The sequence below is a fragment of the Lysinibacillus agricola genome, from assembly GCF_016638705.1.
Taxonomy (GTDB): Bacteria; Bacillota; Bacilli; order Bacillales_A; family Planococcaceae; genus Lysinibacillus; species Lysinibacillus agricola.
Window position 1 is genome coordinate 4,993,080 of the sequence record NZ_CP067341.1, and the last position, 12,926, is coordinate 5,006,005.

The window sequence follows — 12,926 nt, forward strand, 5'->3', positions numbered from 1 at the left end:
TAGGCTTTTTTACCAACCGTATCTCAAAAATATGTTTGCTGCTCGATTTCAGTAGCTGTCTTTATCACTCATCCTCTGAATATAATAGTGTGAGCATTTCCTTGAGTTCTGCTAAGCTAATATTCATTTCTTTCGCGTTTTGGATAGCGATCAACAAATTTTCTTCGACTACCTTTATTTTTCTTTCTCTCATCATTTCCTTATTTTGTTCTGAGATGAACGAACCTTTTCCCACAATAGAATAAATAAACCCGTTTTTCTCTAGCTCTTCATAAGCACGTTTTGTTGTAATAACGCTAATTTCTAAATCCTCTGCAAGTTGGCGCATAGACGGCAATGACTGCCCCTCTTGTAAGTCACCTGTTAGAATAAGCTTTTTGATTTGAGCATGAATCTGCTCATAAATCGGCTCCTTTGAACTGTTTGAAATAATAATTTGCATGCAAATACCTCTTCTTTATTTTTATGTGATCAGCACAGATGACGTTGATTATTCCGTTAGCATTTAGATGTATATTTCACCATGCTAATTATTCGTCAGCTGTACTTACGCTTGGACATTCAGGGAAATATAAAGCAATTCAGATTTATAATGTCTTTCCACATAAAGATTACATTGTCTATTGTTTTGAGTATAATTTTCTGCCTCACGAAAATTATCTTAGGTTTATTGAATAAGTTAAAAGCTTGTATACTGTTATTTGTTACATCACCGATACTCAGATTTTATTATATGGGACCTTGTATTTAAGCGCACTTTAACAGCTTGAGCCTACATCACTGGGCTCAAGCTGTTTTATTTTAAAAAACCTTTCTCGTATATATACGAATAGATACTAGCCACGATCCAACATATAAAATAATGATCGTAAGGATAGCTACAAAATACATTTGCGTTTCTTGTAAAGTCATGAACTTTTGTATCGGTTTTTTTAATGTCTCCTTAAGACTAGGGGTAAAAAATTTAATGGCTACCATATATATACCAAATAAAGTACCTACACCAATCATTAAAGATTGTGTTTTAAATTTATAACAGATTGGCAGTATAAATGACAAAGCGACCGTAACAAGACCGATAATTAGCAATATATCTTTCCATAAAAACAATACCTCTTTTCCGTTTAAGAAGAAATTACCTATATAAGTAATGGATATAATTAGTAATGTATGCACCAACGAGCCTATATATTTCGAACTAACAATTTCCTTTCTCGTATATGGCAATGAATTAAGCAAAATATTAGCGTTATCTTTTTCATCGTAAGAAAAGGACATAGTAATAAACGCCATACTATATAAGAATCCTATCATTACTAGAGACACATCTATAAATAAATAAAGTATAATGGTAGCAATGTAAAATAAAATTAATTTCTTTTGTATTAAAACATCCTTAAGTATTAGATTAACCATCCCATTACCACCCCTTTTTCGTATAGAACATAATATCTTCAAGCGTTGGCTTTTCCACAATGACAGAATCCCCAAATATGTTTACCACACGATTTTTATCAGCCGTTAATGCCTCAAAGCCTGTATTCGTTTTTCGGATTGCAACAAACTCTCGTTCCGTTTCCTGATCCAATAGATTCAATGTCCCTTTAACAATGGCATACTCCTCTTCAATCTTATAAAATTCCTTCGTGAATATATGCTCGCCATTATGAACAAAGGTAATATAATCCGCAATTCGATCTAAATCTGTTGTTATGTGTGTCGAGAAGAAAATCGTTTTATCTTCATCTTGCATTAATTCATGTAGAATATTTAGTAGCTCTCTACGAAATATCGGATCGAGCCCCGCAGTTGGCTCATCCATAATAATTAATTCTGCATGATGAGCTAGAGCTATGGCTAACGAAGCTTTCATCTTCATTCCCTTCGAAAAGGTCTTCATATTTTTGTTTAGTGGTAGTTCGAACTGATCGACATAACGTTGAAAAGCGTCATCATCCCAGTTTTTATAGGCTGGTTTAATAATCCTTTTCATATCCTTTAACGTTACATATTCATAAAAGACATTTTCATCATAGACAAAACCAATACGTTCCTTTATTTCTTTTTCATGCTTCTTATAATCCATCCCAAACACTGAAACAGTACCACTATCCTGCCTTAGTAAGTTCATAATCAATTTTATTGTTGTAGATTTCCCTGCACCATTTCCCCCGATAAATCCAGTTACAAAGCCCTTTTTTACGTTAATAGAAAAATCCTTTATTTGAAATCCTTTAAAAGATTTATGAACATGCTGTAATTCAATAACATTTTCCATCATCCATCCTCCTATACAATAATGTAAGCATTTCCTTGAGCTCTTTAAGGCAAATGCTCCTTTTTGAAATAATGTATATATACTTTATATACAATATATACACAATGGACATATTTTGCAAGTCATAAATTATTATTTGAAAACAAAAAAGCGAAAACATGAGATTGCTAAATTCCAATCCCATGTTTTCTGTTTTAAAATATTTAGTTGATTGGAGCTTTATTAATTGTTGATAATGCCTCATTCACTTCGAATATCTTCCCACGAATATCGGTAATACCGAAACTTGTTAATCGTTCTGAATGCATAGTTAAATATTTCTCAGCATCTGTTTTGGTTTCAAATAAATATATCCCACCAGCTTCTTTAGTCGCCGCATTCTCGGTCCAAATCTTCCAAATCATACCTGACTCTTCGTTAATACTTTTCGCTAAATCAACGAATGCCTCGGACATTTCTTCACCGAATGGCCCGTCCATTGTAAAATCAACTTGCAATAAATATTTCATGATTAAAACTCCCTTTTTGATTAATTACAATTAGTTTTATACAAAAGTGACTCTTTTATTTATTTACAAAATAAGTTTCACCAAGTATTTCTTTCGCATCATAAGCTGTTGATGAAAGCTCTTTATCAACAAATTTGTTGATATCTTTTTGTTCAATATCATACATCACTTCAACTTCTTTCGAAAAAAGAAGCTTTTCTTTCTCTAGCAAACTCAAAAGTGCCGGTTGTTGTTTTGGCTGTAGTTCATCTAAACTAAGAACCTGCTTTAGTCCAGCAATATAAGAATCTAACGTTCGGCTACCAACAATTTTCACACCTTTATTTTCTTCGTTCAACATGATAATGGTTGGAAATCCTCTAACGCCTAGTTGTGAAGCTAGCGCAAAATCTTCAGTTAATAATTGCTGTCCAATCGGTAGTTCAGCCTTTTTTAAAACCTTTTCTCCATCAAGTCCAAGATGATTAACGATTTCAAATAAAACAGACTTCTCTGCAATATTTTGATTAAATACGAAAACGGCTTCTCTTGTACGACGCAAAAATATATTTGCTAAATCCTCATTTTGCTGTTGAATCACTTTAAAGACTCTAGAGGGAGGATAAGATGATTGAATAGGATTTTCAAACCAAAGCGTTCCATCAATCGGCATACGACTATGCTCGCCAACCTCTCTCCAATGTCCAGCAACATCTGATGGACTTGATATACCATTAGATACATCAGCAAAACCAGTCCATTTTTCTAGCAAACCTCCCATTGTAGTATGGAAATTGACATAATGGCCGTACTGCTCTACAAAGCGCCGCAGAACTGGCTCTAATGCCCAACAGTGCGAGCAGATTGGATCTGTCACATAATATAAATCAATCGATTTACTTTTCTGATTGAAATCAATTACCTGCATTTCATCATCTTCTGAAACACCACACATTCCTGTTTCTAGATCACAGATTAAATTATTATTGTTCGTCATCATATTCACCACTTTCATTTTCATGTCTTTATTAATATCAATACTTTGCTGTATCATTTTTTTAAAAAGCATATTTGCTTTATACTCGTATTTTAGTAAATAATGAAGATCATCAGTACCAATAATTCTTTCAATTTGTCGTATATACAACACATCGAAGAAATTGTTTAAAAAGTAGGAGTGATACAACAAAATGACTCAATCAAAGACTGACCTTCGTGTTCTTCGTACTCGCAAATTAATTATGGATTCTTTCATTGAACTTTCAAGTAAAAAAGAATTTAAGGATATTACTGTTAAAGATATTACGACAGAGGCTATGATTAATCGCGCAACGTTCTATTATCACTTTCAAGATATATATGACTTATTGGAAAAGGTATTATCAGAAGTATTATTAGTTAATTTAAATTGGAGTATCTTCGAAAAAAGTGAACTCAATGAAGAATCGATTATTCAAATTTTCACAGCCATAACGGACTTTCAAAAATCTTTATCTTATCGTTGTCATAGAGGATACGAAGATACCATTTCCCGTATTATTAGGGAACATCTCGAAATCGTTTTTTACAAGTTGTTATTAAAACAAAATAATGTGAACGAGGATGCGGCCCTAAAAACTACCGCTGTCATACTAAGCTGGGGAATTTACGGTGCTTCTGTAGAATGGAGAAAAAATAGTATGGATATATCCCCAGAGGAATATATTAAATTGTCAATTCCTTACATTATATCTGGGATCACTTTGAGTTTTAAAAAATAGTGTGATTGGAGTTTTATTTAACTGCAAGTATGTACAAAATTTTTGTTCCCATAAAAGCAGAGCATGTTCTTTTCAAAACACGCTCTGCAGATTCTACATAAATTAACGATTTAAACTCTCTATATATTTTTCTGACTCATCGGCTATTCGCTTAAATTCAATATCATGAATATAGTGTGAGCAATCTAATTTTATTAATGTGCCTTCTTTATGCTTACTCATGAACTCCTTTTGAAATCCATTCCACTCATCTTCATTCCAACCTGTCCCTTGACCATTTGAAGAGAACAAGAGCATTGGAACATTTGGGATTCCAACCGCTCCTACCTTTTCAGCATTTGCCTTAATATGATTAATTTCATTCACCATATTTTTAGTTACCGTTCTACGATAAAAAATCACTTTATACAATTCTTTTTCCTCGTCTGTCAAAGTCCCATATTTTATAGCATCACTTTCAGAAAGGCTTGGAATCCATCTAGTAAAACCAATATTAGCAGCAAAGGCACTTAAATGAACTAGAGGCATATTTATATCATAATCTTTATATGCAGCAGGAACAGCCATATCCAATCCTATAATTGCCTTAACTTCATTCGGATAGACTTGAGCCCAATACAATGCCTCAATTCCAGACATCGAATGAGGAAATAGAATATATGGTCCTTCAACACCTGATTTTAAAAGAGATTCTCTTGTTTCTTGTAAAATAGCATCAATATCACGGTTAGAATCTGTAATGTCACTAAAGCCATAGCCTGCCTTTTCAACGACAACGATTCTATATTTATCGCTTAACAAGGAATATAATGATTTAAAATCTAAAGCAGGTGAACTCGTGCCTCCCCCAGACATAAAGACAAGCGTTTCTTTTCCGTTTCCTTCTATGTACACATGCATTTGATGACCATTCACTTCTACCATCTTCCCTGTTGGCTTAAATAATTTATCTTCCTTTGATAATTGTATTTGATGAATAATATAGCTTGCCGTAATGATCAACAAAAGTATCGCTGCAATAATTGAAAAAAGTATCATGATTCGTTCAAACACTGTCTTTCAACCACCCCTCTTAGGATTTTTATTATCCATCAAGACCAACAGAAGACACCATGGCTTTTAGAGTTTCAAAAGGTACTCGATAAACTGTAGCTTTTGGCCATTCATTTCGAACTCATCATCATCTATACACACTTGTTTAAAACCATTCTTTTCAAGAACCCTTTGAGAGGCAATATTATTTGTTGTTGTTTTTGCTTTAATTTTTTTCACACTAATTTCTGTTTCTAAAAGTAGTTTTAAGGCTTTTGCCCCTATCCCTTTTCCACCATATTCTTTACCTACTCTATAACCAACTTCTGCTATATCATTCGGTGTATCTATATCTACTAAATTTATTCTTCCAATAATATTGCCTGAGTTATCTCTTATTAAGTAGAATTTTGATTTATTTTCTTGTTGTTCTGCTAAAAGCTCTTTATGTCTTATTTTAAACGTTTCAAAATTATAATAATCTTCTCCACGACTAGGTACCATTTGTTCAAAGAATAGTCTATTATTCATTTCAAACTGAAATAATTCTTCTGCGTCACTTTCTCGTAAGCTATTAATTGATATTCCCAAGCTAACTCATCCCCTCATAAGCTTATTTAATACTTTCCCATTCATCTTTGTAGAGAATATAATGATAATGCTGCTCTCCTTCCATCTCCTAGTTCTTGTTGATATTTAACTGAAATAAGGATCAAATCCCTTCATTCTTTTTTGAAAACTCGGTATGCAACAAACTATAGATCAACATATCTTTACATTCACCCGTAACACTATGGCATTCAAACTGTCTTAAGCAGCCTTCTTCCTTAAAGTTGAATTTCGACAATAACTTCTTTGAAGCTATGTTTTCTTCCGTGACAATTGCCTGTATTCTTACTAGACCTAACTGATTAAATCCTATTGATAATACTTCTTTAACAGCTTCCGACATAATACCACGATGCCAATACTCTTCAGATAATTCATAGCCAATTTCAGCTCGTTTGCCTGCAAATTCACTCAAGAAAATGGTACCAATAACTTCATCCGTTTCTTTGTTAGCAATAGCAAAACGAATAATCCAACCTTTATCATAGCCTTTGTTCCAAAAATGAATTACTTCATAACTTTTTTCTAAAGTTTCAGGTCCATCCCAATCAAGATAACGATATACATTTTCATTTGAATAATAATTGAATAACGCAGGAGCATCCTCCAACTTCAACTTTCTTAATATAATGCGTTCAGTTTGTACTGTTGGAAAAGAGGTTCCTAATAATTCGGTAAAGTTCATTTTTCTCTCTCCTTTTTTGAATGAATATCAAAATAATCTAAAGATGAAAATTCAAAAGAAGCTGATTAAATTATACCTAGCCTAGATTGCCTGAAAAAACCTCATACATATTTCATAAAAGAAAATAAGCCAATGCGGTAAAACCACACTGGCCTATTTTCTTCTTTTCTCTTTTAGAACAATTCTTTGGATACTCTTTGATGACAAATAATATTTTTCAACCAAAGTAGCCGTATTCATTCCCGATAGATAATCGTTATAAATATTAGCGTTTCTTACATCCATTTCTTTTCTTGTCGCAGTACTGGATCCCCAGCTTTTTTTATATTCTGCTTTTCGCGGTATATAAATATACTCACCATCAACATATTCTTGTATTAACTCTAGCAACTCATCTGGTAGAATATGCTTTGCTTTTTTATAGCTCATTTCGCACTCCTAAATGTTAATATTTTTTAGGAAGAGCAAAGGCTATTTTTGCTTTATCTTATATTGCAGTAGCCTTTGCTATGCAAAAACCGTATACCTTTTCATCAAACAATCCCCCTTATAACCCTGTAATTTTAATCCATATTATACCATATAATTAGAAATATAAAGGAGATATTATAAATTCCTGCACGCTTTATTACCGATAAATACAAGAAAAAGCACATTTGCGATATATTTTTCATAGCCCTTACTATTTAAACTTAATTGTTTTTCTTATTCCAAACACTATATTGATATACTAAATTAACAACGGTTTTCCTCTATCGGATTTATATTGGTTCCTCTTGCATAAAAAGTTTCTCTATTATCATAAATTATCAGCTTACTATTTAATCTCCCAAAACAGGTATTTACAATCTGTTTAAAGCTTCATAATTCAAAAAAAAGAAGGGACTATTATACCTCATTTTGTCAAGAATTGAGTAACAAGTTTCGCAATTTATTATTGACATTTCGTTATTTTTGCATAATACTTTAAGAAATTAAAGAGTTTTTATGGGTATAAAGAGCCATAAAACTCAAAAGGGGAAACTATATGAAAAACAAAAGTATTAAGCGACGATTATTGTTTTTTACATTAGGTTTGCTGTTATTGTCGTCTGTACTCAATTCCGTATTAGGTGTGTGGATTGTTGGGAAAAATAGTAAAGAAGTTTTAATTGAGAAAGCCAATGAACAGGTCTATGAAGTTGCAAAACAAGCAGAAGCCATATTAAATTCTGAGAGTGACCCCATTCCATCATTACAAGATTTTGTGGAGTCAAAAGCACAGCAAGAAAATGTGACTTATGCTATTGTCATTGATAAAAATGCTCAAGCGGTGGCGCATAGTGATAAAGGAAAATTAGGAAAAGTGTATGAGGATGAATACACAATCGATGGTGCTAAAAACGGAAAAAAGCAATTCACAAGATGGTATGCTGAAGTTCAAGATATATGGACATATGACATAATGGAGCCTGTCTATAAAGATGGCGAACTTTATGGAGTTATTGACATCGGGGTACCCGAAACCGGTATTCAATCTATTACAAACTCTGTGCTAGGCTATCAGATTATTACAGGGATAGTAAGTTTTTTAATTATAGGAGCGTTAATGTGGTGGATTATTGGTCGTATTGTTTCTGCCATTAAGAATCTTGAAAATGTCATTCATCAAACTGCAAGCTTAGACTTTACTGAAAATCCAGAATTAGAGAAGCTATTAAATCATCAAGACGAGATTGGTCTCATGGCAAAAGGTGTCTCTAGCATGCGATCGGCATTAAAGAATGTTACCGTCAACATACATAATACTAGCTCTGAGTTATCAGATTCCTCCAAGATTCTCATGCAAATAGCAGATGATACGGTACGTACGACTGACGAAATTAGCTTAGCCATTAATGAAATAGCAAAAGCTACAGAAGAACAAGCTCACGATACAGAAAAAAGCGCTGAACAATTAGATCAACTTTCTGGAAACATTGATCGTGTTATTGAGCGCACTGAGATGATCGCTTCCATGACAGAGGATATTGATCATTTAAGTAATCAAGGTGTAGAAACCGTCAACCAACTCTCTATTTGGTCAGAGAAGAATCGTGAGTCTTCACAACAGGTAAGTGACATCGTTCAAGAAGTAGATAAAACTTCATCTGATATATCAAGTATTGTCAATACAATTACAGATATCGCAACTCAAACGAATTTATTGGCTTTAAATGCATCCATTGAGTCAGCTCGCGTGGGCGAAGCAGGGAAAGGTTTCGCAGTTGTTGCTGATGAAATTCGAAAATTATCGGAACAAACATCTATAGCTACTGAAGATATAAAAAACAAAATCTCCGCAATTCAAGATATTTCTAAAAGTGCTGTACAGGAAATTGGTACGAGCCTTAGCATTGTTGAACAAAATGCAAAAGCTACAGAGGATACTAGTGAGATCTTTAATACAATAAAGGCAGCTCTTGATCAAACGAGTGAAGTGGCACAAGAGGTGAAACATTTATCTCATGAGATGGATGAACGCAAGGAGCAAATCATTAGTGCCGTACAAAACATATCTGCTTCTGCAGTAGAAACCTCTGCTGGTACAGAGCAAGTTTCCGCTTCCGCAAATGAACAGTTTAAAAGCATCGAGACTGTCTCCGAGAAAGCTAAAGACCTAAATGCTGTTGCTGATGCACTAAGAGCAGAGATGGATAAATTCACCATTTAATAGCAGCACAAAAGCATACTAGAATAAGTTAATTATATAGAGTTTATAGTAAAAGCTGATTCATAACTTTAAAGTGTACCCTTTGTAAAGGACATTTTGAAAAAAAGCTAGGCAACCTTTTGAAGCTGCTGTCTGTATTTTGCAGGCGGCAGCTTTTTCAAGTTCCATTGCCCTCGATAATGGTTGTAATACATCATATAACTTTTCACTTCTCGTTTTACTTCTTCTAATGTTTCGCACTCTTTCAGATTGGTTTCATCTTTAAAATGACCGAAGAAGGATTCTTGAGGGGCGTTATCCCAACAGTTTCCTCGGCGTGACATCGATTGCCCTAGTCCCATTTCCTTCACAAGTTTCTGGAATTTTGGATTCGTATAATGGAATCCTTGATCTGAATGAATAAATGCATCTTTCGTTAAATGGTGGTGATTTCGCTTCAATTTACGAAGTGTATTGAGCGCGATATCCATACTTAATGAAGCAGATACTTCATACGCTAAAATTTCGTTTGTCTCAGCGTCCTTAATCGTTGATAAATAAGCACGTTTGCCGTTTCCGTACGTCAAATACGTGATATCTGTTAATAATACTTTTCCTGCTACACCTTGTTTAAAGTTACGTTGTAATTCATTTGGACATGTACGATGTTCTTTTGTCGCTTTGGCCATTCTACGTGCCGGATTCGCTTTTCGAATTGGGCATACAATCTCGAATTTCTTCATAATGCGGCGAATACGTTTTAAGTTATATGTAATCCCATATTGATTCTCTAACGTCATTTTAATTTGACGTGCACCTTTCTTACGTCCTCGGAAATGATACGCTTTTAAAATGATTTCTTTGATTGCTTCATCTGCTAACTCATGGGCTGCGCGCTTTTGTGCTGATTTTTCAGTGAAATAATTATAGTAACCTGAACGAGATACGCCCATGATTTCACATAGATAGCTTACTAAACGTTTTAGTTTATATTTTTGAATCGTTTTACTGATTAAATCAAATTTTAGTTCTGTTGCGATTGTTATTTCTTCTTTAACATCTGCCTTTCGAGTAGATCGAGCTTTTTTAAAAGTTCATTCTCTGCTTGTAATAATCGATTTTTCGCTTCTAATCGTGCAATTTTTTCTTCTAAACTTAATTCCCGTTCTATTGGACGACCTGAATTCGTTTTCCGTGTATCTTGTAGACCCGCTACTCCAGTTGTACGATAAGCTGCGCGCCAACGCTTTCCCGCTGAACTAATGCGCTTCAAACCAATCAGTTCAACATCTAAACCGGCCTCTTCAAAAATCGTTCTTGGGAGTTTTCCTTTTTCATTTTCAGCAATAAAATGGCGTTTAAATTCTTCAGTATAAGTAATCGCTTTATCACTAATAGCTTGGACATTAGGATTACAGTTTAGTTGTTCTTGCTCTTTTTTTGTAAATAATCTTTTCGTCATTTCATTCCGCTCCGACATCTTTTTTCTCATTATAAACAAAAGAACCCTATAGGATAGACTTTTTTCAAAGTGTCTATCTTATAGGGTACATTTTACTTTGAATCAGCTTTCTTTCTTTTAAAATAAAGCCTGAATAAACACTTAACTTTTTTAAGCTTCAAATATCCCTAAATGTTCGCGTAAAGTTGAACCTACGTAATCTTTTCGGAATACTCCAGCTTCCACAAATAAAGGAATCACATCACTAAAGAAGAGATCTAATGATTTTGGAGGTCCTCCAGGGATTGCAATAAATCCGTCCAGTGCGCCTGCTTCGAATCTTTCCATGATTTGTTGAAAAATTTCTTGTGGTGTACCAATAGCCACCCAATGAGAAGAACCAATTACTTCTGGTCTTTCAAGCAACTGTTCAACAGTTGGTTCGTTTTTAATAATAAATCGTCGTAATAAATCCGCATGCGTTTTACTACGCACAGCTTGGTCAGCATCCGGAAGAATATTCGCAGTGACTTTTTCATTTAATGCTAACTCTCTAAGATTCAAGCCGAGAACCATTTCAGCTAAAGCATATCTTCGCTCTATCGTGAGATGCTGATTAGCTTGTCGATACATCTCTTGTGCTTCTTCATACGTATCGCCAATAAAGAAATATAGACCAGGTAATACACGTATGGCATCTGGTTGTCGGCCATGCCCTTGTGCCCGCTCTTTTAAATCTTTGCACAATTCAATCCCTGACTCGATATCTGGCGTTGCAGCGAAAATCGCATCGGCAACTGAAGCAGCAAAGTTTCGACCAGACTCTGAAGCACCAGCTTGAAATAAAGGCATTGTTCCCGAAAAATGCTCAGGGACATTAAGAGGACCTTTTACATGAAAAAAATTCCCCTCATGGTCAATCGGCTGTATCATTTCTCTAATCACTTCAGCGGCATCTGCACTATCTACTTCTAAAACTTCATAAGGATGGCTCTTCCAAAGTTTCTTTACCAATTCCGTGCATTCTGCGGCTTTTGCATACCGTTCTTCAGATGCTGGCATCTTCTCATTCCCAAAGTTTTCAGCACCCTCAATCGATGTCACAATATTCCATCCTACTCTCCCATTACTAATCCAATTTAAAGATTGTAATTGTCGCGCTAATATATAAGGTGGATTGAAAGATGTTGAAGCAGTTGTAACGACTCCAATTTTTTTAGTTTCACGAGCAATAGCCGTAAAAAATAGTGTTGGATCTAGAATTACAGATCCCCTATTACGAGCAATCAAATCAGGGTGGGCCACTAAATAATCTGCTTTAAATACAAAATCTAACTTTGCTTTTTCTGCACGCTTAGCTAACTCTATTTGCTCTTCAATTCCTGAATAAAACTTATTATCATCCATTTGCATATTTTCTTTATCTTTTTTACTAGAGGACAATGTTAATCCAATACAAAGTTGTTTTTTTAAAGACATATGTACACACCTTCCTATAATTAGTTTATTGTCACATTTTTGGCTCATCACCAAAAGTTGGGGATGACATTTGTTAAAACGTATACCTTGTTGATTGGAGTGGAGGCTGGGCGACTCCTTGGAGATTAGCTATAGAGGAACGAAGGCTAAAACCATCACGTCCTGTGATAACGCCTTCGTGACCAACGTCGGTGCTGTTGCTGTCGCTGCGCTTTCGCACAAACAAAACCCTCTGCTGCCGCTTCGCTTTCCCGCAAAAAACATCTGTTGGCCCGAGACCCTGGAGCGCAAGCGTAGCGTCTCATCGGACGCCCCCAGGAAGCTCTGCGCGAAAGCGTAACGGCAGCAACAATGTTTTATCTGTGCGAAAGCGTAGCGTCAGCAACAATGTTTTATCTGTGCGAAAGCGAAGCGTCAGCAACAAAGCACTCAGTCGGAACGGAAATCAACTACACGTTATGGTGAGGATCCCATTTTTACTAC

13 protein-coding genes are annotated in these 12,926 nt (G+C 34.8%); 2 read left to right on the forward strand and 11 right to left on the reverse strand.

Translation table 11 applies throughout. The features are described 5' to 3' along the window. Positions 1-64 precede the first annotated feature (64 nt). From FJQ98_RS24975 to FJQ98_RS24995, 5 genes are all read right to left on the reverse strand, one after another. Positions 65-442: a GntR family transcriptional regulator gene (locus FJQ98_RS24975; protein WP_053593803.1), complete on the reverse strand. Its 378-nt coding sequence runs from the start codon at positions 440-442 to the stop codon at positions 65-67. A 359-nt stretch (positions 443-801) separates the two neighbouring features. Further along, complete coding sequence (locus FJQ98_RS24980) at positions 802-1,416, reverse strand: ABC-2 transporter permease (RefSeq protein WP_201406579.1); 615 nt, start codon at positions 1,414-1,416, stop codon at positions 802-804. A 4-nt stretch (positions 1,417-1,420) separates the two neighbouring features. Then, positions 1,421-2,278 carry an ABC transporter ATP-binding protein gene (locus FJQ98_RS24985; RefSeq protein ID WP_053593801.1) on the reverse strand — a complete coding sequence of 286 codons (858 nt, stop codon included), beginning with the start codon at positions 2,276-2,278 and terminating at the stop codon, positions 1,421-1,423. Between the two features lie 203 nt (positions 2,279-2,481). Next, entirely contained in the window at positions 2,482-2,787 is a 306-nt protein-coding gene (locus tag FJQ98_RS24990) for a monooxygenase (RefSeq protein ID WP_053593800.1), read from the reverse strand. Between the two features lie 55 nt (positions 2,788-2,842). Beyond that, positions 2,843-3,763: a DsbA family protein gene (locus FJQ98_RS24995; RefSeq protein ID WP_053594027.1), complete on the reverse strand. Its 921-nt coding sequence runs from the start codon at positions 3,761-3,763 to the stop codon at positions 2,843-2,845. Positions 3,764-3,956: 193 nt separating this feature from the next. Between FJQ98_RS24995 and FJQ98_RS25000 the strand changes: the two genes are divergently transcribed. Beyond that, positions 3,957-4,526, forward strand: a complete 570-nt coding sequence (locus FJQ98_RS25000; protein WP_053593799.1) for a TetR/AcrR family transcriptional regulator — start codon at positions 3,957-3,959, stop codon at positions 4,524-4,526. 102 nt (positions 4,527-4,628) lie between these two features. Here FJQ98_RS25000 and FJQ98_RS25005 read toward each other — a convergent pair whose 3' ends face one another. From FJQ98_RS25005 to FJQ98_RS25020, 4 genes are all read right to left on the reverse strand, one after another. Further along, the gene (locus FJQ98_RS25005; protein WP_241774525.1) at positions 4,629-5,579 is read right to left on the reverse strand and encodes an alpha/beta fold hydrolase; all 951 of its coding nucleotides are present in this window, start codon (positions 5,577-5,579) and stop codon (positions 4,629-4,631) included. A gap of 66 nt (positions 5,580-5,645) precedes the next feature. Beyond that, on the reverse strand, positions 5,646-6,149 hold the full coding sequence (locus FJQ98_RS25010) for a GNAT family N-acetyltransferase (protein WP_053593798.1): 504 nt from the start codon (positions 6,147-6,149) through the stop codon (positions 5,646-5,648). A 121-nt stretch (positions 6,150-6,270) separates the two neighbouring features. Further along, entirely contained in the window at positions 6,271-6,852 is a 582-nt protein-coding gene (locus FJQ98_RS25015; protein ID WP_053593797.1) for a GNAT family N-acetyltransferase, read from the reverse strand. A 153-nt stretch (positions 6,853-7,005) separates the two neighbouring features. Next, positions 7,006-7,281 carry a CD3324 family protein gene (locus FJQ98_RS25020; protein ID WP_053593796.1) on the reverse strand — a complete coding sequence of 92 codons (276 nt, stop codon included), beginning with the start codon at positions 7,279-7,281 and terminating at the stop codon, positions 7,006-7,008. A gap of 598 nt (positions 7,282-7,879) precedes the next feature. Between FJQ98_RS25020 and FJQ98_RS25025 the strand changes: the two genes are divergently transcribed. Beyond that, positions 7,880-9,544, forward strand: coding sequence for a methyl-accepting chemotaxis protein (locus FJQ98_RS25025; protein ID WP_053593795.1), 1,665 nt, complete (start codon positions 7,880-7,882; stop codon positions 9,542-9,544). Positions 9,545-9,651: 107 nt separating this feature from the next. Here the strand turns inward: FJQ98_RS25025 and FJQ98_RS25030 are convergent. Both FJQ98_RS25030 and FJQ98_RS25035 read right to left on the reverse strand, forming a co-directional pair. Then, positions 9,652-10,985 (reverse strand): IS3 family transposase gene (locus tag FJQ98_RS25030; protein WP_425492671.1). Its coding sequence is split into 2 segments (ribosomal slippage): positions 9,652-10,601 and positions 10,601-10,985, totalling 1,335 coding nucleotides; the frame shifts between segments, so codons are not numbered across the junction. A gap of 150 nt (positions 10,986-11,135) precedes the next feature. Beyond that, complete coding sequence (locus FJQ98_RS25035) at positions 11,136-12,443, reverse strand: NtaA/DmoA family FMN-dependent monooxygenase (RefSeq protein WP_201406580.1); 1,308 nt, start codon at positions 12,441-12,443, stop codon at positions 11,136-11,138. Positions 12,444-12,926: the final 483 nt, after the last annotated feature.